We start from the raw sequence: 18,606 nt of genomic DNA on the forward strand, positions 1-18,606 counted from the left end.
CATGAGCCTGCCGCAGACCAACCTGTACCGCGCCCTGCGTGAACTGCTGCCCGAAGCGCCGCTGCTGGCGGGGGAGGTGATTGCCACAAACGCTGACGGCACCGCCACCGTCGAATACCCCGGCGGCGGCACGCAGCGCGTGCGCGGCACCGCCGCCGTGAGCGACCAGGTGTTCGTGCGCGCCGGCGTGATCGAAGGGCCGGCGCCTGCGCTCACGCCCGCGACGATCGAAGAATAACCACAACCCGGAAGCAAAGGACCGCCCATGTCAGAACCCGTCACCACCACCGGAGCCGCTGGCGCCGCGTTGGTGGCCATTGTGAGCGCCATCGTCGGCGACCAGCTCGGACCCATCGTCACCGTGTGTGGCGCGGCCACCATCGGCGCGCTGCTGAGCCTTGGCGAGGTGGAGACCAGCAGCCGCGGTGAGGCCGTCTTGTACGTGGCCCGTTACGTTGCCATGGCCGTCGTGGTGAGCGGAACCATCGCTTTCCTCATCGAACGATTCACGACCATTCCCGCCATCGAAATCCTGGCAGTCGTCGCCTTCGTGGTGGGCTGGGTCGGCAACCGCTGGGGCAGCGTGCGCACGGCCGCCGTCGAGGCCGTGAAAGCCATCATTGGAAAGAAAGGAGCCGATTCATGACCCCACTCATCCCAAGCCTCATCACGCACCACCTGCCCACGGTGTGGCTGGTGCTGCACACCCTGCTGGCCGCCGCGCTGGTGTACTCGTGCGCATGCCGCTTCGCGCGCACCAGTAAGCACCGCACGCGCGCCGGCATCCGCTGGGCATTCAACGGCCTGGTGATCTACGCCGGCGCGGCGCTGTTCGCGCCCTGGGCCTGCGGCTGGCAACCCGACGGCATGGATGTGCTGGCCGTGGCCGCCATCACCTGGGTGCAGATCGCCACCGCAGTGTATTGGCACGACGGCGTGCCACTGGCGTACCGCACCGCGTCCGAACTTGCAAAGCTGGAGGAGCACCGATGAACCTCACCACCCACTTCACCCTCGCGGAGCTCACCGCCAGCCGCAAGGCCCGGGAAATGAGGCTGGCCAACGCCCCGCCGCCCGAGGCGTTGCACCGCCTGCAGGGCACTGCAGAAATGTTGGAGCGCATCCGCGCCAGGCTCGGTGTGCCTGTCATCGTCTCCAGCGGCTACCGCGGCCCAGCGCTCAACCGCGCCGTGGGCGGCGCCACTACCAGCGACCACATGAGCGGCCAGGCCGCCGACATCGTGGCCCCGGCCTTCGGCACGCCCTACCAGATCGCCAAGGCGCTCGCGCCACTGATCAGCGTGCTCGGCATCGGGCAGCTCATCCTGGAGGGCGTGAATGGCAAGCAGTGGGTGCACGTGTCCACCCGCATCCCGGAGAAGCCGGCGAACCGCGTGATCACCATCACAGACGCTGGTGCCCAGCTCGGCATTCAGGAGCTGGCATGAACTGGCACACCGAACTTGAAGAAGACCGCGACCTCGTGGCCGCTGGCGCCAGGCTGTTCGTCAAAGCGCTGATCATCGCAGCCGGTGGCGGGTGCCTGGCCTTGCTGTGCCTGAGCGCATTGCTGTGGGCGGTGCTGCCATGATCGCCGGACTACTTCGAGCCATCGCCGCCCTGGCCGGCATCGTGCCCGGCTGGATCTGGGCCGCCATCGTCGCTAGCGCGCTCGCCACCAACTGCGCCACCAGCCTGCAGCGCGACAGCGCCCGCAACAAGTTGGCCCAGCTGCAGGCCAGCACCGCCCTGGCCGAGACCACCCGCGCCGAAGTCGCCCGCCTGGCCGAAGCCGGCCACCGAGCGCGCGAGCGCACCCACGCTCAAACCATCGCCACCACCACCCAGAAAGCCACCGATGAAAAACGCCGCCTTGCTGCTCTTGTTGCCGATCTGCGTGGCCAGCTGCGCAACCGCCCCCAGCGCCCCGCCCCCGGTGGTGGTGACGTGCCCAGCGGTGCCGGCAGTCCAGTGGCTTGCACCGGAGCCCAGCTTCACCGAGAGGACGCGGAATTTCTTGTCGGGGAATCTGAGCGCGCCGACGGGCTCCGCATCCAGCTCGCCGAGTGCCGCGCCCGGTACGACGCCGCGGCCACGCTGACCGCGACGCCGTAGCAGCTTCGCAGTGTCTCCGCCGGGTCTTGATCAGAGTCCCCGGCCTTGCCCGCCGGTCCTTCACGGGGTCGGCGGGTTTTTCTTTTTCCGACGAGCGGTATTGATATGCACGTCATGACGTGCATAATAGAACCCATGGACAGGCGCACTGTCTACCGCCCCGGCGGCACCGGGAATCCTAATAGGAGCAGCATCGTGAGCAACACCAAGCAAATCACCATCAGCGGCGGTTTCCACAACGCCGACGAAATCACCATCCGCGCCAAGGTTGATCCGCGCGGTGGCATCAAGCTCAGCGAAGGCCAGGCCAAGCGCCTTGGGATCCACATGTGTGGTGTCAAGGGCTGCATCTGCGGCATGCACCACGGCTGGCTGGTGAGCGGGGTCAGTCGTAACGACCTCTCCGAAGCCTTGGCAGACGCCAACGCAGACTCGTACCTCAACTCGTCGCGCAATCGCTGATCCCACCCCGTAGCCCTTGCCCAGTGCGAGGGCCTTGGAGTGCGATCCGCACCACCGTCCGGGCGGCACCCGGCACTGACGGAGATTGACCATGACCATCGTCCACCTCGCCCTTGCCTCTGACGGACTTGTACTCGCGCACTTCGCCCGATCGTCCGACGCTGCCGCGTTTTGCTCGGCCCAAGGGCTGACACATGTGCCCTACAACGCCGCGAATCGAGATCAGGCCCCGGCTCCTCTTGTCGGGACGGTCTACCGTGCCTGACGACACCATCGTCATCAAGGCCCCGGCCGGCACAAAAGCCCGCTGGGTGCGTCAGTCCCAGCGCGAGGGCCGCAAGCTCTCCGACTGGCTCATCGACCGTGTAGAGGCTCCCATGACCAAGCTTGTTTCAGTGTCCATCCCCCCCACCGTGCAGTTCGCAGACCTCAAGCTCGCGCGCGATGCCGATGGCGCCGTGTCATTTGACTGGACGCCAATCGAGCGCATTTGCGAGGCCAGCTGCATCGACATTTCTCTGCTGCGTGACCATCCAGAGGACAACCTCGCCGCGCTGCTGACGGCGTGGTACCGCCACCACCTGGCGGCCGGCGGTGCGCCTGACCCGGTGTATCTCGATCTGATCCACGAGGTGGACGCAGAAGAGGCCGCTGGACAGCACTACAGCCACGCGCCAGGTCGGGCATGACCCCCGATCAATTCGCGGCCCTGTGCGAGCTGCTGAGCCTCAAGCCCGGCCCGACGAACGACGCGGTGCGGTTACACCTCGTCGACGGCCTCAGCGTGCCCGAGGCTGCGCGCAAAGCCGGGGCGGACTATCGAGGCGCGACTTACGCCGTCAAACGCGCTCAGGCCGGCTTAATGCTCGCTCGACGGGTCACGGGGTAGCTTCCCCATCACCCTTGTCGATGTCGTCGGGCGGGTCGAAGAACGGCCGCTCGGAGCCCTTGAGGAAATCACTGGCCATATCCCACTCGTCGCGCGACTCCGGCACCGACCGCATCTCGCGCGTTCCCGGCACACGCTCAGGGTCTACAAGCTGGGCCTTGGCGTCTTCCTCCGTGAGCACGTATCTGGTGCGGATGCGCTTCTGCCGCACCTCGTCCCAGTGCGAGTATTGCCACAGCTCAATCACCTTCATGGGGCCAGTGTATCCAGCCAGAAAAAAAAGCCCGACCAGGGCAGGGCTTGAGGATTGTCGAGCGGGTGGGATGTACTGGATATTGGAAACCCTTCCAATAAACTTCCAACTGGAAAGAAAAAAGCACTTAGGCCGTAAAACCTAAGTGCTTGATTCTGTTCTGAATTTCTGGCTCCCCGACCTGGACTCGAACCAGGGACCTGCGGATTAACAGTCCGTCGCTCTACCGACTGAGCTATCAGGGAACAGCCTCAAATTATAGTGTGATTTTTGCCGTTTTCCGAGGGCGGTGCATTTTTGTCAAAAAAATGTCGCCGCATCCAGTGATGGCGAGGCTCAGTCAAACACAGGCGATTCGACGCCCAGCACCTTGTGGAGTTTCGGGCTCGTGGTGGTGTACTGCAGGAAGACCTTCTTCTCGGGGAAGATGAACGGCACCGCGCCAAAGGCCGCCAGTGCGCATTCGTGAAAACCCGAGAGGATGAGCTTCTTCTTGCCGGGGTAGGTATTGATGTCGCCCACGGCGAAGATGCCGGGGATGCTGGTGGAAAACTTCTCGGTGTCGACCACGAGCTGTTTGCGCTCGATCTCCAGGCCCCATTCGGCAATCGGGCCGAGTTTGGGGCTCAGACCGAAGAACACCAGCAACACGTCCAGTGGCACCACGCGGGTCACGCCATCGGCACCGGTCACTTTGACGCCGGTGAGCTTGCCGTCTTTCTCTTCGTAGCCCGTGACCTGGCCCACGATGAACTGCATCTCGTAGGCATCGCACAGCTCTTTCATCTTGGCCACATTGGCCGGGGCGGCCTTGAAACCGTCGCGGCGGTGGATCAGGATCACACTCTCGGCCTTGTTTGGGCCCTCGGCCACGAAGTTCAGCGTCCAGTCGAGTGCCGAGTCGCCACCGCCGACCACGACAAGGTTTTTGCCGGCGAAGTCGGCTGGGTTCTTCACGCGGTAGAAAAGCTGCGAACCTTCGAAACGTTCCAGTCCGTCGACCTTGAGCGTGCGGGGCTGGAAGGCGCCCACACCGGCGGCGATGAAGATGGTCTTGGTCAGGAATTTCGTTCCCTTGGACGTCTCAACGAAGAAACGGCCGTCTTCCTGCTTCTGAACCGTGGTGACTTCCTGCCCCAGGTGGAAGGTCGCGCCAAAAGGCTCGATCTGCTTGAGCAGGGCATCGGTCAGTTCCTGGCCGGTGCAGACCGGGACCGCCGGGATGTCGTAGATGGGCTTGTCGGGGTACAGCTCCACCGGCTGGCCACCGGGGTAGGCCAGCGAGTCGATCACATGCGCCTTGATTTCAAGCAGGCCCAGTTCAAACACCTGGAACAGGCCCACCGGACCCGCGCCAACGATGACGGCGTCGCTTTCGATCGGTCCGTCGTGCGCGGCAGCGGTGGCCATCACTTCTTGGTTCAGTTTGGGTTCCATTCTTCAGCGCAACAGTTCAGGCAGTTTGCCTGTCCGGTCTTTCCATTCCTCGGCATCGGGCAGCGGGTCCTTGCGCTTGGTGATGCTCTTCCAACCTGGCAACCGGGCCAGTTCGGCATTGAGTTCGGTCATGTGCACCTGGTCTTTCGGCAGATCCTCTTCAGCGTAGATGGCGCTCACCGGGCATTCCGGAATGCACACTGCGCAGTCGATGCACTCGTCGGGGTCGATGGTCAGAAAGTTCGGACCTTCGCGAAAACAGTCCACAGGGCAGACATCCACACAATCGGTGTATTTGCAGCGGATGCAGGATTCGGTGACGACGTGGGTCATGGTGATGGTGAGATAACGGTAAACCCTGGATTTTAGGGTTTCCCAGAGGTTAAGGCCTGGTCAAGTCCCTTGCCTTGACATAAGTTAAGGGTGGCGGAACCGGGTCAGTTCACCAGCAAAGCGCCCGATGTCTTGTGGCTGGCCGTGTCCACCAGGACCAGCGAGCCGAGCGCACGCGACTGGGCAAAGGGCAGGGTGACGAGGGGTTCCTGCAGGGTCAGTTCGATGTGACCGATGGCGTTGGGCTCCAGTTGGGTGGCATCTTCTTCGGCCAGGGTGTTGATGTCGAGCTTGTGCACGATGCGCTTGACCTTGGCCTTGACCCAACGGTGGCCGTGCAGCGCCCAGTAGACGCGGCCTGCGACCAGGGTCTCGTCGTCCATCCAGGCCACGGTGGCGCGGATCTCGCGGCTGGCTTCGAGCGCAGCGCCTTCCCCGTCGGCGGCCAGCAGCCAGTCGCCACGCGACACGTCGACCTCGCGGTCCAGCACGACGCCGGCGCTGTGACCCGCCTGCACGTTCTTCGGGTTGCGTGCATGGTTGAGCACCTGGGCCACGGTGGCGGTCTGCCCACTGGGCATCACCCTGACGGGCTGGCCGGGCATCACACCGCCGGTGGCCACGCGGCCCCAGAAGACGCGGCGGCCCTGGCTGGTGTCGGAAGACGACGAGAACTTCTCGACCCACTGCACCGGGAACGCGAACGGCAGCGCGGTGTCGGCCGCGGTCACCGGCAGGTGTTCCAGGATGTCCAGCAGCGTGGGTCCGTTGTAGCCACACCAGGCGGCGTCGGACGCGGGGTCCACCACGTTCCAGCCTTTGAGCGCCGAGACCGGCACGGTGGCCGTGACGGTGATGTCGGCGTCGGCCGCGAATGCGGTCAGCGCGGCGCTGATGTGGGCGAACGCGAGCGCGCTGTCGGCAACGGCGTCGAGCTTGTTGACCGCGAACACGATGGACGGCACGCGCAGCAGCTTGAGCAGCAGCGAGTGGCGACGGGTCTGCACCAGGAGCTTGAGGCCGGCGTCCTGCCAGTCGAGTTTGGTGGCGTCCACCAGCACCACGGCCGCATCCGCGGCGGACGCAGCGGTCACCATGTTGCGCGTGTACTGCTCATGGCCCGGCGCGTCGCCGATGATGAACTTGCGGGTTTCGGTGTTGAAGTAGCGGTAGGCCACGTCGATGGTGATGCCCTGTTCGCGCTCGGCCGACAGGCCGTCGGTCAACAGTGCGAGGTCGGTTTCACCCTGACGCTGCACACCGGCCAGGTGGTCCTGCAGCACGGCTTTGCTGTCCACCAGCAGGCGGCCGATCAGCGTGCTCTTGCCATCGTCCACCGAACCACAGGTGATGAACTTCAGGGCGGGGCGGGTGTCTTGTGCGAGGGCTTCGACAGGCTCAGCCCGAACGGAGGTGTTGGTGTTCATATCAATTTCGTTACGAATAAGCAATGCAGCCGGAGGAAGTGTCCCCATCCAAGGGCGCCGCGGAACCGGCTTTGCCGGGCCGCTAGCGCCGCCCCCTTGAGGGGGTGACGCGCCTTTAGGCGCGGCGCGGGGGTGGGTCAGAAATACCCGTCTTTTTTCCGTTTCTCCATCGAAGCGTCCGACGTTTTGTCATCCATGCGCGTCGCGCCACGTTCGCTCACGTCGGCGGCCAGCGTCTCGATGACGATGTCACCGGCCGTGGCGGCCAGGCTCTCCACCGGGCAGGTGCAGGTGATGTCGCCCACGGTACGGAAACGCACGTCGCGCACCTGCACCGTTTCGCCGTCTTTCGGCGGGGTCAGCTCGGTCACGGGGACCAGCAGGCCGCGGCGGTCCACCACTTCGCGTTTGTGCGTGTAGTAGATGGAAGGCAGGGCGATGTTCTCGCGCTCGATGTATTGCCACACGTCGAGCTCGGTCCAGTTGCTGATGGGGAACACGCGGAAGTGCTCGCCCGGGGCCAGACGGGTGTTGAAGAGTGTCCAGAGCTCGGGGCGCTGGGCCTTGGGCTGCCACTGGCCGAAGCTGTCGCGGTGCGAAAAGATGCGCTCCTTGGCGCGGGCCTTTTCTTCGTCGCGGCGCGCGCCGCCGATCAGCGCGTCGAAGCGGAATTCTTCGATCGCTTCGAGCAGAGTGACCGACTGGTGCACGTTGCGGCTCTCGCCCGGGTGGGCCAGGCGCACGGTGCCACGCTTCATGGAGTCCTCGACGTTGCGCACGATCAGCTCGGCCTGCAGTTCGGCGGCGCGGCGGTCGCGGAAGTCGGTCACTTCGGGGAAGTTGTGGCCGGTGTCGATCATCAGCAGCGGGTAGGGAATGCGGCCGACGCCAAAGGCTTTTTCGGCGCAGCGCAGCATCACCAAGGAGTCCTTACCGCCCGAGAACAACAGGGTAGGGCGCTCGAAAGCGGCGGCCACCTCACGCAGGATGAAGATGGTTTCTTCTTCGAGCGCGTCCAGGTGGGCGTTGCTCAGGTGGTGTTCGGCGGATTGCAGCACGGCAGATTCGGTACGGGCGTTCATGATGGTTCTTGTATCCTGATCAGTGGGCCAGGTGCAGGCCGCACTCGCGGTTGTCTTCGCCCTTGGTCGGGTCCACGTAGTCGAAGTTGTTGGGCAGGCCGTGGGCTTCGCAGTATTGGTACAGCTCTTTGGACGACCAGTGCAGCAGCGGCGCGACCTTGATCAGGCCGTCGGGGTTGATGCTCACCGGGTCCATCTGGGCGCGCACCGCGGTGTCGGTGGCCCGCAGCGCGGTGAACCAGACCTTGGGCGCCGTCTCGCGCAGGGCGCGGGCAAAGGGCTCCAGCTTGACTTCTTCGGTGAAGGCGGCATGGCGCGGATCGTCCAGCGCAGGGGTCGTTCCGTCCACCGCCTCGCGGTGCGCGCGCGAGCGGCGTGGCAGATAGATGCGCAGGTTCAGCTGGAGTTGCCGAGTGACTTCGTCGGCGAAGCGGTAGGTGGCTTCGGTGTTGTAGCCGTTGTCCATCCAGATGACCGGCACATCGGGCTTCACGCGCGTGACCAGATGCAGGATGACGGCCTCGAAAGGGCGGAAGTTGGTGGTGACGATGGCGGGCTGCCCCAGGCCCAGGGCCCAGTTCACCAGTTCGGGAGCGCTGCGGCCGAGTTCAGCGTTGACGCGTGCGATGTCGTTGGAAATCATGTGGTGTGCTCCGTTCAGGCCGCGACGGCAAAGTGCGGTTGCGTGTCCACCGCATCGCCCTGGTAGAAGGCGGGGTAGTGGGCCAGCAGTTTGCGACCGTGTTCCAGGTCCTGGTCGTCGCGCAGCACGGCCTGGCTGAAGCCGCTGCGCTGCATCTGCGCCAGTTGGTCGATCAGCACATCGCCGGTGGCGCGGATGTCACCGGCAAAGCCGAGGCGGCGGCGCAGCAGAAAAGCCTGGCTGAAGGCGCGACCATCGGTGAACTTCGGGAAGTTCAGCACGACGGTGGTGATGCCGTTCAGATCGGCGTCGCGCGGATCGGCGTCGTTGGCCAGCGTCAGGGTGTTGGCCTCGTCGGTGACGAAGGTCTGTGCCTTGAAGAGTTGGAGCGTGGGTTTCATGCGGGTCTCGGATGCTGGGCTCAGGCGGCAACGGGTGTGCGGGCGGTGGCCACGCGCACCGCGTTGGCGGCGGTCTTGAAGGGGTCGATACCGACGCGCTTGACGGTCTGGACGAAGGTTTCGCCCGACTGGCGCTCCGCGCGGTAGGTGGTGAGCAGGGCCTCGATCACGTCCGTCATTTCATTGGCGGCAAAAGACGGGCCGATCACCTTGCCCGGCGTGGCCTCGCCCGACAGGCGTGTGCCGTCCGAGCCGCCCAGGGTCACCTGGTACCACTCCTGGCCGTCCTTGTCGACGCCAAGGATGCCGATGTGGCCGCTGTGGTGGTGGCCGCAGCTGTTGATGCAGCCGCTGATGTGCAGGTCGATTTCACCCAGATCGTGCAGCTCGTCCAGATCCTGGTAGCGCGCCAGCAGGGCCTGGGCAATGGGCAGCGAGCGGGCGTTGGCCAGGTCGCAGAAGTCGCCGCCGGGGCAGGCGATCATGTCGCTCAGCAGACCGATGTTGGGCTTGGCCAGGCCCAGGCGGCGCGCTTCGCGCCACAGCTCGGGCAACTGGTCGCAGCTGACCCAGGGCAGCAGCAGGTTCTGTTCGTGCGTCACGCGGGCTTCGCCGGCCGAGAAGCGGTCGGCCAGGTCGGCGGCTCGTTCCAGTTGCTCCCCGCTGGCATCGCCTGGGGCCGAGCCCAGACGCTTGAACGACAGCGTGACGGCGCGCAGATCGGGGTTCTGGTGCGGCTTCACGTTCTGCGTGAGCCAGCGGCTGAACTCCACGTCGTCTTCGGCCGCGGCCTTGAGGATGTGCGCGATCTTCGCGTCGGCGCTCTTGCGGTCGCAGCGCAGCTCGGGCTGCACGAAGAAGGCGCTCACGCGGTCCAGTTCGGCCTGGGTGATGGTGTGGGGGGCGCCGTCTTTTTCGATGATGTCGCTGTACTCGGCTTCGACCTGGTCGGTGAAGGCCTGGCCCTCGGCTTTCACCAGGATCTTGATGCGGGCCTTGTAGATGTTGTCGCGGCGGCCAAAGCGGTTGTAGGCGCGCACCACGGCTTCGAGGTAGTTGAGGATCTGGTTCCAGGGCAGGAACTCACGGATCACCGTGCCAATGATCGGGGTGCGGCCCATGCCGCCGCCCACGCGCACCTGGAAGCCCAGGTCGCCGTCCACGTTGCGCAAGAGGCGCAGGCCGACGTCGTGCCAGGGCGTGGCGGCGCGGTCTTCGCGGGCGCCGGTGATGGCGATCTTGAACTTGCGTGGCAGGAAGGCGAACTCGGGATGCAGCGTGCTCCACTGGCGCATGATCTCGGCGAACGGGCGCGGGTCGGCCACCTCGTCCACGGCGATGCCGGCGAGCGCGTCGGTGGTGATGTTGCGGATGCAGTTGCCGCTGGTCTGGATGCCGTGCATGTTCACACTGGCCAGCAGGTCCATCACGTCGGCCGCGCGATGCAGGGGGATCCAGTTGTACTGCACGTTCTGGCGCGTGGTGAAGTGGCCGCAGCGGTCGGGCAGGGTGGGCACGTCGGCCAGGGCCGCGTTGGCCTTGGACACATCGTGGTCTTCCTTGTGGTCGTAGTCGCGGGCGATCTTCGCCAGCACGCGCAGCTGGGCGCTGGAGATTTCGCCATAAGGCACGGCCACACGCAGCATGGGCGCGAAGCGCTGGATGTACCAGCCGTTTTGCAGCCGCAGCGGCTTGAACTCGTCGCCCAGCAGCGTGCCGGCCTGCGAGCGTTCGAGTTGATCGCGGAACTGGGCAGCGCGCTGCTGGACGAACTGGCGGTCAAAGTCGGAATACTGGTACATGGGCTTCGTGGGATATGGGTATCAGGTATCAGGTATCAGAAAGCGATCAGCTTGGTGCCGGCGTAGGCCAGCAGCAGCGAGAGCACCGAGCGCACCAGGCGCTCAGGGGTGTGGCGCATCAGGCGGGTGCCGAGCCAGATGCCGGGCAACGATCCGGCCAGCAGCTGGGCCAACAGCGGCCAGTCCACCGAACCCAGGCTGGCGTGGCCCAGGCCGGCCACCAGCGTGAGCGGCACGGCGTAGGCGATGTCGGCCGCCACGATGCGCGGCAGCGGCAGCAGCGGGAACAGGATCAGCAGCACCGAGACGCCGATGGCACCCGCGCCCACCGAGGTGAGCGTGACCAGGGTGCCGATGACGGCGCCGAACAGCACCGGCAGGCTCCAGTGGCGGGCGTGCGTGGCATTCTGCAACTGGCCTTCGGGCAGGTTGCGCGGCAGCTGTTTGCCGCGGGCGGCCTTGTACAGCATGGCGGCGGCGGTCAGCAGCAGGGCCACACCCAGGGTGTTGGTCATGAGCGCCTGTACTGTGGGGCTGGCCGGGCCGAGGCGGTGCAACACCGTCAGCGTGATCAGGGCGGCCGGCAGGCTGCCGGCGCAGAGCTGGCCCACCACGCGCCAGGGCACCAGGCGCTGGCGCGCCAGGCTCACCGTGCCGCCGGCCTTGGTGACGGCGGCAAACAGCAGGTCGGTGCCCACGGCCAGGTAGGGCTTGATCCCGAAGAAGAAGATCAGGATCGGAGTCATCAGCGAACCGCCGCCCACGCCGGTCAATCCGACGATGAGTCCCACGGCAAAGCCGGCAAAGATGATGGCGAATTCGGGCATGGGCGCGACTTTAAGGTTGCTCGCTTATATTGCAAACGATTTTTTCGTTCTTCATATATTCCTGATTGGAATAAGGGAATGGATCGCGATGTGGGACAGGCCCCAAGGGGACCGTAAACACATTTTCAAGGCCATGCGAACCCAGTTCTTTCTGGTGCAAGCCGTTTGTGCTCCGGCGTAACATGGGCGCCATGCACAAGCAACGCATCTTTGTGAGCGTGGTCGGTTTCTCCGACGTGGAGCGGCATGCCCTCAATACCGTGTTTCGCTTGTCGGAAGAGCGCGAGTTGTCCTATGCGCCCTGGGTTCCACTCATCGCCCCCGGTGCGGAGGCATCCCCGGAGGCCAACCGGATCGCCGACGTGGCACTGGTGGACGGTGAGAGCGCCGAGGCCGTGCTGTCCCACGCCAAGGAGATGCCGCCTGGTCAGCGCCTGATCTGGGTCGGCCCCGGCGCGCCGGCCCACGCCTGGCGGGTGTTGCAGCGCCCGATCCAATGGGCCAGCGTGCTCAACGACCTGGACGCGGTGTTTGCCGCCAGGCAGGCGGATTCCGGGTATCTCGATCTGGACGTCAGCTCACCGGCGCCGCTGGACGTGGAGCTGGACGAACCGGCGCCGACGGCCAAGCGTGCGCTGCTGGTGGGAATGGACCCGCAGGAGCGCAAGCACCTGTGCTCGCGGCTGGCCCAGGCGGGTGTGGCCGAGGCCGACGAGGTCAGCAGCACCGAAACCGCGGTGGCGTTGTTGCGGCGCAATCGCTACAGCTGCGGGGTCTTCAATCTGGACGAGCATCAACTCGACGTGTGGGCGCTGGCGCGGCTGTTTGCGGACAAGAACCCCCAGGCGCTGGTCATGGGGATCAGTGAACACGCCAGCCCGCTGGCCACCTGGTGGAGCCGCCACCGGGTCAAGCGCGATACCCGGCGGGCTGGCATCCATGCGCTGCTGGCGCGGCCCCTGCAACCCCGCGAATTCTCGCAGTGGGTGGAACGGCTCTAGACGCCGCCAGGGGAAATCCGGTCTTCAGGCGGCTTGTCGGCGCGCCTGCCGCCAGGCAAAGCGGGCTGGGTCGAGCGCCTTGAGCAGGTCTTCGTCCACCGGGGGCAGTTCCGCCTGGCTTGCGTCGATCTGCGCCGCCAGCCGCGTGGCACACCAGTGCGACAGGGTCAGCCCACGCGAGCCCAGGGCGCTCAGCACGAACAGACCCGGCCAGCGCGGTGTGTCGGCCAGCGGCACACGGCCACGCCGTGCACCGGCCTGCGCCATCCGGGCTTGCAGCGCGCCCAGTTGGGGCACCGCCCCCATCACGGGCAGCCGGTCCAGCGAGGCGCAGCGCACCTGCGCCCATCCCATCAGTTCAGAACCGGCCTGCGCTTCGCGCAGGCGCCGCGCGGCCGCCGCGTTGATCGCCTGCAGGCTTTGGGCATTGCGCTCGTGGGCCGCATCGCTCAGGTGGCTGCTGTTGTCGCCGCGTTCGTAGGTCGATCCCATGGCCCAGATCCGCGCGGGCCACTGTGGGGGCAGCCCACTGTCTTCGTACACCGGCACGAACACGCCGTTGTCGCGCTGCGGGCGTTCGGCCAGTGGCGCGTCGTGCAGGGCGGCCAGGCTCATCTGCCCCTTGACCGGGCGCAGCGGCAGGGCGTCGGCGTTCATCAGGTCGGCCGACGCCGTCAGCAGGGCGAAGCTGCCAAACGCCGCAGCGACCACCACCACCGGCGCCTGGGCCAATACCTGGCCGCTGGCGTCCAGCGCCTGCCAGTCGGCAGGCCCGGAGTCCGATGTGTCGTGGTTCGCCCCGGGCACCCGGCGCAGCCCGGTCACCTGGGCGTTCCACCGGGTGGTGAGCGCGCCCAGGCGCCGGGTTTCCTCCAGCCAGGCTTGCACCAGCGCCGCAGGGCGCACCAGCGCAGCGGGCCAGCGCCCGGGGTCGTGCCCGAGGTTGTCCACCTCGCAGGCCTGCCAGCCCTGGCCCTGTGGCACCAACCGCTCCAGTTCGGCGCGCATGTCGGGCACACCCAGCTCGCACAGGCGCGACAGCGGCGTGGGTGCACGGGTCACGTGGGGGCTCAACATGCCCACGGGCAAGGCCGACGCGGCCTGCGCCGGGCCGCTGGCTGCGTCCAGCAGCGTGACGCGCCAGCCGCGCCGGGCCAAGGCTGCGCACAGCGCGGCGCCGGCCAGGCCGGCGCCGATCACCAGCGCGTGGCGAACGGTTTCAGTCAAGGGGGAAACCCGCAGGCGGGTGCGATTTCAGGCGTGTCGCGGGCCTCAAGCCGCGTCGGACGGGGGAACGTAGCCAGCGGCCGCGTCGGCACCTTCGCCAAAGAAGTGCTTTTCCATCTGCCGCGCCAGGTACTGGCGAGCGCGCGCGTCGGCCAGGTTCAGGCGGTTTTCGTTGAGCAGCATGGTCTGGTGCTTGAGCCAGGCGGCCCAGGCTTCCTTGCTCACGTTCTCGTACAGGCGCTTGCCCAGTTCACCGGGGTAGGGTGGAAAGTCCAGGCCCTCGGCTTCCTTGCCGAGCTTGATGCAGTTGACGGTGCGTGCCATGTTGATGTCCTTGGGAATTGGGTACAGGTGTTTGGGTGATCAACAACCGAGAAACGTCGTCGTTCCAGCTGTCACCCCTCGCTCCCATGATCCGCTCCGTTGCTCGTTCATCCAACGGAGAAAAATGTCATGCAAGCACCCCGACACTTTATCAACGTTTGTTCACCGCGGCCCCGGCAGGGTCGGGTCTGAGCGCTTTTGCGCCGCAGTTCCTGACCTTGCTCAAGGTCTCGTGCGCCGCTCAGCGGGTCGCGCTGGCTTCGATCAACGCACCACTGGCCACAGCGGCCTGTTTGATGGCGCGGATGTCGTCCGGGCCCGTGCGGCAGCAGCCGCCGATGAGCCGCGCACCACGACAGTGCCAGCGCATGGCCTGGGCGGCGAAGTCGTGTGCCGGGCCTTCACCGTGCCAGACCTTGTCGACCGCGTCGTAGTGTTCGCCCGAATTGGGGTAGACCACGATGGGTTTGGTGGTGTGCGAACGGGCCAGCGCCACCAGCGATTCAATGAACTCGGGCGCGGTGCAGTTCACGCCCACCGCGGCGATCTGGGGCAGGGCGTCGAGCTGCGCCACGCAGTCGGCGAAGGGCTCACCCTGGCAGTTGTGCGCGCCGTCCCGGCAGGAAAAGCTGAGCCAGGCCATCACGCCGGGAAACTCGGGCAGCAGGCCCGCGATCGCCAGCGCTTCATCGAGGCAGGGAATGGTCTCGCAGGCCAGCAGATCGGCACCCGCGTGGGCCAGCACCTGCAGGCGCGGCCGGTGGAAGTCGGCCAGCGCCTGGCGCGAGATGCCCTGGTAACCCCGGTACTCGGAACCATCGGCCAGCATGGCGCCGTAGGGCCCGATGGACGCCGCCACCAGGGGCCGGCGGCGGCCCACGCGGTGGGCGGGCTCGGCCCAGAAGGCGTCCCGGGCCTCGCAGGCCAGCGTCACCGAACGCCGCATCAGGTCGGCCGCCTGTTCGTGGCTCAGGCCGCGCCGTGCAAAGGCTTCAAAGGTCGCCTGGTAACTGGCGGTGGTGGCCACGTCGGCGCCGGCGAGGAAGTAGTCCAGGTGCACCTGTCGGATCAGGTCGGGCTGTTCGATCAGCAGCTTGGCGGACCACAGCGGGTCCAGCAGATCGGCGCCACGGCGTTCCAGTTCGGTGGCCAGCGCGCCATCGAGCACGAACAGGCCCTGTTCGGCCAGCGCGGTTTGCAGGGGGGACGACGTGGGTTCAGGGGTGGGCGTCATGGGTCGGGAGGAGGGATGGAACACGTTCACAGAGCGTAGCCATGGGGCCGGGTTTCGGGCCGCGAAGAAACGGTGGAATTGCCTGAAAACGGCGTCCTCGCCCGGGCCCGCGCGGGCCGGCTACCGGCGGCCGGCCGGGCCGAAGCGCCGCTCGATCCGCCGCACGGCCAGCACCACCACCAGCGTGATGGCCGCGTACACAACCCCGGCCATCACCAGCGCATCGGTGGTGTACGAGGCGTTCGACAGCCGGCGAGCGACGCCGGTGAGGTCCAGTACGGTGATGGTGCTCACCAGGGCCGTGGCCTTGAGCTGGGCGATCACCTCGTTGCCCAGGGCCGGCGTGGCGATCCGCCAGGCCGCGGGCAGCACGATCCAGCGGTAGCACTGGAACGGGCTCATGCCCATGGCCAGGGCGGCTTCCTTTTCGCCGACGGGCACCGCCAGAATGCCGGCCCGCAGGTCTTCGGCCATGTAGGCCGCCAGGTTCAGGCTCAGCGCGAGCAGGCCGCAATAGAACGCGTCTTCCAGCAGCCACCAGGCGGGCGATTGGCGCACGGCTTCGAACTGGCTCACCCCGTAGTACAGGATGAACAGCTGCACCAGCAGGGGTGTGCCGCGAAACGCCGCGCTGTAGCCGCGCGCCAGCCGCGCCGGCCAGGCCTTGCCAGAGGTGGCCGCGAGCGCCAGGGGCAGCGCAAGCGCAAAGGCCAACAGCACCGAGCCGCACAGCAGCTGCAGGGTGATCACCAGGCCTTCCCACACCTCCAGCACGCTGTCGGTGGGCAACTCCAGCCAGTCTTCGATGGGGGCGAAGTTCATGCCGCCCTCGCTTCAAAGCCCCGCCCGGCCCGGCGCTCCAGCCAGGCAAAGACCGGTTGTGAGGCGTGCAGGAACACGAAGTACACGGCCGCGGCCGCCAGGAAGAACAGGAACGGCTGGTGCATGGCCTGGGCCGCCATGTTGGACTTCTTGAGCAGGTCTTCCAGCCCGACCACGGACACCAGCGAGGTGTCTTTCAGCAGCGACTGCCACAGGTTGCCGAGGCTGGGCAGGGCGATGCGCCAGGCCTGGGGCAGCCGCACGGCGAAGAAGGTCTGGGTGGACGTGAGCCCGAAGGCCTGCGCCGCTTCGATCTGCCCCCGGGGGATGGCCGCAAAGCTGCCGCGAAACACCTCGCTGGCGTAGGCCGCGAACACAATGGACAGGGCGAAGACGCCTGCGGCAAACGGACGGATCTCCACCGCGCCATCGAAGTGGTTGTTGATCAGGTTGGACAGCCCGAAGTAACAGACCAGCACGATCAGGAACTCGGGAATGCCGCGCAGCAGGCCCGTGCACAGCCGCACGGCGCGGCGCAGCAGCGTGCGACCACTCAGGCTGCCGGCCGCGAGCACCAGCCCGAGGGCCAGACCCACCAACAGCGAAGACAGGGCCAGTTGCACGGTGACCCAGGCACCCTCCAGCAACTGACCGGCGTACAGCCACAAATCGTCCATTCACCATCCCGCAAAAACAGGAAAACCAGGCCACCCTGCCGGACGGCCTGGTCCCGGGGGGCGCCAGCTTACTTCAGCGCGGGCGCGATGCTGAAGGGGAACACCTTCTTGTTCTCGGCCGCGAAGCTGCCGTCGGTCAGCACCTGTTTGATCGCGGTGTTCAGGCGCGCGCGCAGCGGGTCGCCCTTGCGCACGGCGATGCCCGTGCCTTCGCCGAACATGGCCACGTCGTTCAGCGGCTTGCCTGCGAGTGCGAAGCCCTTGGCCTTGCCGGTTTTCTCCAGCCACTCGTGGGCCACCGTGGTGTCGGTCAGCGCGGCCTGCACGCGGCCGGCCTCCAGGTCGAGCCAGATCGGGTCCTGCGAGGGGTAGGCCTTGATGGCGATGCCCGACTGGCTCTTGGGCAGGCGCTTCTTCAGGTAGGTCTCGTGGCTGGAGCCGCTGTAGATGCCGACGGTCTTGCCGCGCAGCGTGGCCGGGTCCTCGGTGATGCCCGAGCCGGTCTTGGCGACGTACTGCACCGGGGCCAGGGTGAACAGGTCGGTGAAGTCCACCACCTTCTTGCGCTCGTCGGTGATCGACATCTGGGCCAGCACGGCGTCGATCTTCTTGGCCTTGAGCGCGGGGATCAGGGCGTCGAAGTCCATCGTCACGTATTCGCACTTGGCCTGGATGTGCTTGCACATGGTCTTGGCCAGCTCGATCTCCATGCCCTTGAGTTCGCCCTTGGCGTCGCGGTACTCGAACGGCGCGTAGTCCGACAGGGTGCCGATGCGCACCACGTCCTCGGCGTGCGCGGCCCCGGCGAAGGACATCACACCGGCCACAAGGCAACTCAACAGGGAACGGCTCACGTTGTTATCTCCAGAAAAAAGTCGGACCACCGACGGACAGAAGGGGGAGGGTGCAGGACCCACGGGGTGGCGCGCGGTGCTCAGGCCCGTCGGCGTGCGGCCGGGCTTGCACTGCCACGGCCCGAAGGTCTTTTTTCAGCGCAAAAAGTGGGGCAAGTATCCGCGCCTGGATTGCGGCCGGGCGGCAAAAAAAGCCCATGGCGCGCGGGATGGCGGCGATTCGGGTGGCGCTGCCGCTTGGCGGCGACGCGCAGGCGCAGTGCCTAGAATCGCCGCATGGACACCGAACTGGACGTTTTTGACCGGAAGATCCTGGACCTGGTCCAGAAGGACTGCCAGCTCAATGCCGAGGTCATCGCGGAGGCGGTGGGCCTGTCGGCTTCCGCCGTCCAGCGGCGCCTGCGCCGCATGCGCCAGGACAAGACCATCAGTGCCGAGGTGGCGGTGGTGAACCCGCAGGTGGTGGGCCACACCATGAGTTTCCTGGCCGGGCTGGAGATCAAGGACAACTACGAGGCGCTGCCGCGCATTCGCCTGTGGGCACAGACCGAACCAGCGGTGCAGCAGGTGTACTACGTGACCGGCAGCTTCGACATCATGATGGTGGTCGTGGCGCGCGACGTGAAAGCCTATGACGCGCTCGCGGCCCGGCTGATGGCCGAGGTGCCCCAGGTGGTCCGCATGACCACCCACGTCGTCATCGACGCGATGAAGGTGGGGCTGTACGTGCCGCTGGAATAGGGCCCATTCGGGTTTGTACCGAGTTCGCCTGGCGGGCGTTTTACAATCCACAGGT

At 66.4% G+C, this 18,606-nt stretch carries 25 protein-coding genes and 1 tRNA gene; 10 read left to right on the forward strand and 16 right to left on the reverse strand.

Features of this window, described 5'->3' with window-relative positions; all coding sequences use genetic code 11:
- The first annotated feature begins 1 nt into the window (after position 1).
- The 8 genes from AC07YZ_RS01490 to AC07YZ_RS01525 all read left to right on the forward strand — a co-directional run bounded on the left by AC07YZ_RS01490 (position 2) and on the right by AC07YZ_RS01525 (position 3,266).
- Positions 2 to 238, forward strand: a complete 237-nt coding sequence (locus AC07YZ_RS01490) for a hypothetical protein (RefSeq protein ID WP_494793463.1) — start codon at positions 2 to 4, stop codon at positions 236 to 238.
- A gap of 27 nt (positions 239 to 265) precedes the next feature.
- Positions 266 to 646, forward strand: coding sequence for a hypothetical protein (locus tag AC07YZ_RS01495; RefSeq protein ID WP_494793464.1), 381 nt, complete (start codon positions 266 to 268; stop codon positions 644 to 646).
- A complete protein-coding gene (locus AC07YZ_RS01500; RefSeq protein WP_494793465.1) occupies positions 643 to 993 on the forward strand; it encodes a hypothetical protein in 351 nt (116 codons plus the stop codon). Before AC07YZ_RS01495 ends, AC07YZ_RS01500 begins: the two co-directional genes overlap by 4 nt.
- Entirely contained in the window at positions 990 to 1,448 is a 459-nt protein-coding gene (locus tag AC07YZ_RS01505) for a D-Ala-D-Ala carboxypeptidase family metallohydrolase (RefSeq protein WP_494793466.1), read from the forward strand. Before AC07YZ_RS01500 ends, AC07YZ_RS01505 begins: the two co-directional genes overlap by 4 nt.
- Positions 1,445 to 1,591, forward strand: coding sequence for a hypothetical protein (locus AC07YZ_RS01510; RefSeq protein ID WP_494793467.1), 147 nt, complete (start codon positions 1,445 to 1,447; stop codon positions 1,589 to 1,591). The genes AC07YZ_RS01505 and AC07YZ_RS01510 overlap by 4 nt, the downstream gene beginning before the upstream one ends.
- Positions 1,588 to 2,115, forward strand: a complete 528-nt coding sequence (locus AC07YZ_RS01515) for a hypothetical protein (RefSeq protein WP_494793468.1) — start codon at positions 1,588 to 1,590, stop codon at positions 2,113 to 2,115. The genes AC07YZ_RS01510 and AC07YZ_RS01515 overlap by 4 nt, the downstream gene beginning before the upstream one ends.
- Before the next feature lie 195 nt (positions 2,116 to 2,310).
- Positions 2,311 to 2,577 carry a hypothetical protein gene (locus AC07YZ_RS01520; protein WP_494793469.1) on the forward strand — a complete coding sequence of 89 codons (267 nt, stop codon included), beginning with the start codon at positions 2,311 to 2,313 and terminating at the stop codon, positions 2,575 to 2,577.
- A 257-nt stretch (positions 2,578 to 2,834) separates the two neighbouring features.
- Positions 2,835 to 3,266: a hypothetical protein gene (locus AC07YZ_RS01525; protein ID WP_494793470.1), complete on the forward strand. Its 432-nt coding sequence runs from the start codon at positions 2,835 to 2,837 to the stop codon at positions 3,264 to 3,266.
- A 189-nt stretch (positions 3,267 to 3,455) separates the two neighbouring features.
- Here the strand turns inward: AC07YZ_RS01525 and AC07YZ_RS01530 are convergent, their stop codons facing one another.
- The 10 genes from AC07YZ_RS01530 to AC07YZ_RS01575 form a co-directional block, all read right to left on the reverse strand.
- Positions 3,456 to 3,719, reverse strand: a complete 264-nt coding sequence (locus tag AC07YZ_RS01530; RefSeq protein WP_494793471.1) for a hypothetical protein — start codon at positions 3,717 to 3,719, stop codon at positions 3,456 to 3,458.
- A 169-nt stretch (positions 3,720 to 3,888) separates the two neighbouring features.
- Positions 3,889 to 3,964: transfer RNA gene (locus tag AC07YZ_RS01535), tRNA-Asn, on the reverse strand.
- A 91-nt stretch (positions 3,965 to 4,055) separates the two neighbouring features.
- Positions 4,056 to 5,156, reverse strand: a complete 1,101-nt coding sequence (locus tag AC07YZ_RS01540; protein ID WP_494793472.1) for an NAD(P)/FAD-dependent oxidoreductase — start codon at positions 5,154 to 5,156, stop codon at positions 4,056 to 4,058.
- Between the two features lie 3 nt (positions 5,157 to 5,159).
- Positions 5,160 to 5,489 carry a ferredoxin FdxA gene (fdxA, locus tag AC07YZ_RS01545; RefSeq protein ID WP_226493060.1) on the reverse strand — a complete coding sequence of 110 codons (330 nt, stop codon included), beginning with the start codon at positions 5,487 to 5,489 and terminating at the stop codon, positions 5,160 to 5,162.
- 104 nt (positions 5,490 to 5,593) lie between these two features.
- Positions 5,594 to 6,916, reverse strand: a complete 1,323-nt coding sequence (locus AC07YZ_RS01550) for a sulfate adenylyltransferase subunit 1 (RefSeq protein ID WP_494793473.1) — start codon at positions 6,914 to 6,916, stop codon at positions 5,594 to 5,596.
- Positions 6,917 to 7,053: 137 nt separating this feature from the next.
- Positions 7,054 to 7,998 carry a sulfate adenylyltransferase subunit CysD gene (gene cysD / locus AC07YZ_RS01555; protein WP_226493058.1) on the reverse strand — a complete coding sequence of 315 codons (945 nt, stop codon included), beginning with the start codon at positions 7,996 to 7,998 and terminating at the stop codon, positions 7,054 to 7,056.
- A 19-nt stretch (positions 7,999 to 8,017) separates the two neighbouring features.
- Positions 8,018 to 8,641, reverse strand: coding sequence for a phosphoadenosine phosphosulfate reductase domain-containing protein (locus AC07YZ_RS01560; RefSeq protein WP_494793474.1), 624 nt, complete (start codon positions 8,639 to 8,641; stop codon positions 8,018 to 8,020).
- A gap of 14 nt (positions 8,642 to 8,655) precedes the next feature.
- Positions 8,656 to 9,042 carry a DUF934 domain-containing protein gene (locus AC07YZ_RS01565; protein ID WP_494793475.1) on the reverse strand — a complete coding sequence of 129 codons (387 nt, stop codon included), beginning with the start codon at positions 9,040 to 9,042 and terminating at the stop codon, positions 8,656 to 8,658.
- A 20-nt stretch (positions 9,043 to 9,062) separates the two neighbouring features.
- Entirely contained in the window at positions 9,063 to 10,844 is a 1,782-nt protein-coding gene (locus tag AC07YZ_RS01570; protein ID WP_494793476.1) for a nitrite/sulfite reductase, read from the reverse strand.
- 35 nt (positions 10,845 to 10,879) lie between these two features.
- Positions 10,880 to 11,671 (reverse strand): sulfite exporter TauE/SafE family protein, encoded by a 792-nt coding sequence (locus tag AC07YZ_RS01575; protein ID WP_226493054.1) that lies wholly within the window; start codon positions 11,669 to 11,671, stop codon positions 10,880 to 10,882.
- Between the two features lie 191 nt (positions 11,672 to 11,862).
- On the opposite strand from AC07YZ_RS01575, the gene AC07YZ_RS01580 reads away from it, so the two are divergent.
- Positions 11,863 to 12,672: an ANTAR domain-containing protein gene (locus tag AC07YZ_RS01580; RefSeq protein WP_494793477.1), complete on the forward strand. Its 810-nt coding sequence runs from the start codon at positions 11,863 to 11,865 to the stop codon at positions 12,670 to 12,672.
- Positions 12,673 to 12,696: 24 nt separating this feature from the next.
- Here AC07YZ_RS01580 and AC07YZ_RS01585 read toward each other — a convergent pair whose 3' ends face one another.
- The 6 genes from AC07YZ_RS01585 to AC07YZ_RS01610 form a co-directional block, all read right to left on the reverse strand.
- Positions 12,697 to 13,899, reverse strand: coding sequence for an FAD-dependent oxidoreductase (locus tag AC07YZ_RS01585; RefSeq protein ID WP_494793478.1), 1,203 nt, complete (start codon positions 13,897 to 13,899; stop codon positions 12,697 to 12,699).
- 45 nt (positions 13,900 to 13,944) lie between these two features.
- Positions 13,945 to 14,223: an oxidative damage protection protein gene (locus AC07YZ_RS01590; RefSeq protein ID WP_068168709.1), complete on the reverse strand. Its 279-nt coding sequence runs from the start codon at positions 14,221 to 14,223 to the stop codon at positions 13,945 to 13,947.
- Positions 14,224 to 14,464: 241 nt separating this feature from the next.
- Positions 14,465 to 15,457, reverse strand: coding sequence for a homocysteine S-methyltransferase (mmuM, locus tag AC07YZ_RS01595; RefSeq protein WP_494793479.1), 993 nt, complete (start codon positions 15,455 to 15,457; stop codon positions 14,465 to 14,467).
- 120 nt (positions 15,458 to 15,577) lie between these two features.
- Positions 15,578 to 16,279 carry an ABC transporter permease gene (locus AC07YZ_RS01600; protein WP_494793480.1) on the reverse strand — a complete coding sequence of 234 codons (702 nt, stop codon included), beginning with the start codon at positions 16,277 to 16,279 and terminating at the stop codon, positions 15,578 to 15,580.
- A complete protein-coding gene (locus AC07YZ_RS01605) occupies positions 16,276 to 16,956 on the reverse strand; it encodes an ABC transporter permease (protein WP_494793481.1) in 681 nt (226 codons plus the stop codon). Before AC07YZ_RS01605 ends, AC07YZ_RS01600 begins: the two co-directional genes overlap by 4 nt.
- Before the next feature lie 68 nt (positions 16,957 to 17,024).
- A complete protein-coding gene (locus tag AC07YZ_RS01610) occupies positions 17,025 to 17,810 on the reverse strand; it encodes a transporter substrate-binding domain-containing protein (protein ID WP_494793482.1) in 786 nt (261 codons plus the stop codon).
- 276 nt (positions 17,811 to 18,086) lie between these two features.
- Between AC07YZ_RS01610 and AC07YZ_RS01615 the strand changes: the two genes are divergently transcribed.
- Positions 18,087 to 18,551, forward strand: a complete 465-nt coding sequence (locus tag AC07YZ_RS01615) for an Lrp/AsnC family transcriptional regulator (protein ID WP_494793483.1) — start codon at positions 18,087 to 18,089, stop codon at positions 18,549 to 18,551.
- The last annotated feature ends 55 nt before the right edge of the window (positions 18,552 to 18,606 follow it).

The organism is Hydrogenophaga sp. GW101-3F08, assembly GCF_059424585.1.

Coding starts and splice junctions, on each gene's coding strand:
- AC07YZ_RS01490 (WP_494793463.1), top strand. CDS start 2: ATGAGCCTGCCGCAGACCAACCTGTACCGCGCCCTGCGTGAACTGCTG.
- AC07YZ_RS01495 (WP_494793464.1), top strand. CDS start 266: ATGTCAGAACCCGTCACCACCACCGGAGCCGCTGGCGCCGCGTTGGTG.
- AC07YZ_RS01500 (WP_494793465.1), top strand. CDS start 643: ATGACCCCACTCATCCCAAGCCTCATCACGCACCACCTGCCCACGGTG.
- AC07YZ_RS01505 (WP_494793466.1), top strand. CDS start 990: ATGAACCTCACCACCCACTTCACCCTCGCGGAGCTCACCGCCAGCCGC.
- AC07YZ_RS01510 (WP_494793467.1), top strand. CDS start 1,445: ATGAACTGGCACACCGAACTTGAAGAAGACCGCGACCTCGTGGCCGCT.
- AC07YZ_RS01515 (WP_494793468.1), top strand. CDS start 1,588: ATGATCGCCGGACTACTTCGAGCCATCGCCGCCCTGGCCGGCATCGTG.
- AC07YZ_RS01530 (WP_494793471.1), bottom strand. CDS start 3,719: ATGAAGGTGATTGAGCTGTGGCAATACTCGCACTGGGACGAGGTGCGG.
- AC07YZ_RS01540 (WP_494793472.1), bottom strand. CDS start 5,156: ATGGAACCCAAACTGAACCAAGAAGTGATGGCCACCGCTGCCGCGCAC.
- fdxA (WP_226493060.1), bottom strand. CDS start 5,489: ATGACCCACGTCGTCACCGAATCCTGCATCCGCTGCAAATACACCGAT.
- AC07YZ_RS01550 (WP_494793473.1), bottom strand. CDS start 6,916: ATGAACACCAACACCTCCGTTCGGGCTGAGCCTGTCGAAGCCCTCGCA.
- cysD (WP_226493058.1), bottom strand. CDS start 7,998: ATGAACGCCCGTACCGAATCTGCCGTGCTGCAATCCGCCGAACACCAC.
- AC07YZ_RS01560 (WP_494793474.1), bottom strand. CDS start 8,641: ATGATTTCCAACGACATCGCACGCGTCAACGCTGAACTCGGCCGCAGC.
- AC07YZ_RS01565 (WP_494793475.1), bottom strand. CDS start 9,042: ATGAAACCCACGCTCCAACTCTTCAAGGCACAGACCTTCGTCACCGAC.
- AC07YZ_RS01570 (WP_494793476.1), bottom strand. CDS start 10,844: ATGTACCAGTATTCCGACTTTGACCGCCAGTTCGTCCAGCAGCGCGCT.
- AC07YZ_RS01575 (WP_226493054.1), bottom strand. CDS start 11,671: ATGCCCGAATTCGCCATCATCTTTGCCGGCTTTGCCGTGGGACTCATC.
- AC07YZ_RS01580 (WP_494793477.1), top strand. CDS start 11,863: ATGCACAAGCAACGCATCTTTGTGAGCGTGGTCGGTTTCTCCGACGTG.
- AC07YZ_RS01590 (WP_068168709.1), bottom strand. CDS start 14,223: ATGGCACGCACCGTCAACTGCATCAAGCTCGGCAAGGAAGCCGAGGGC.
- mmuM (WP_494793479.1), bottom strand. CDS start 15,457: ATGACGCCCACCCCTGAACCCACGTCGTCCCCCCTGCAAACCGCGCTG.
- AC07YZ_RS01600 (WP_494793480.1), bottom strand. CDS start 16,279: ATGAACTTCGCCCCCATCGAAGACTGGCTGGAGTTGCCCACCGACAGC.
- AC07YZ_RS01605 (WP_494793481.1), bottom strand. CDS start 16,956: ATGGACGATTTGTGGCTGTACGCCGGTCAGTTGCTGGAGGGTGCCTGG.
- AC07YZ_RS01615 (WP_494793483.1), top strand. CDS start 18,087: ATGGACACCGAACTGGACGTTTTTGACCGGAAGATCCTGGACCTGGTC.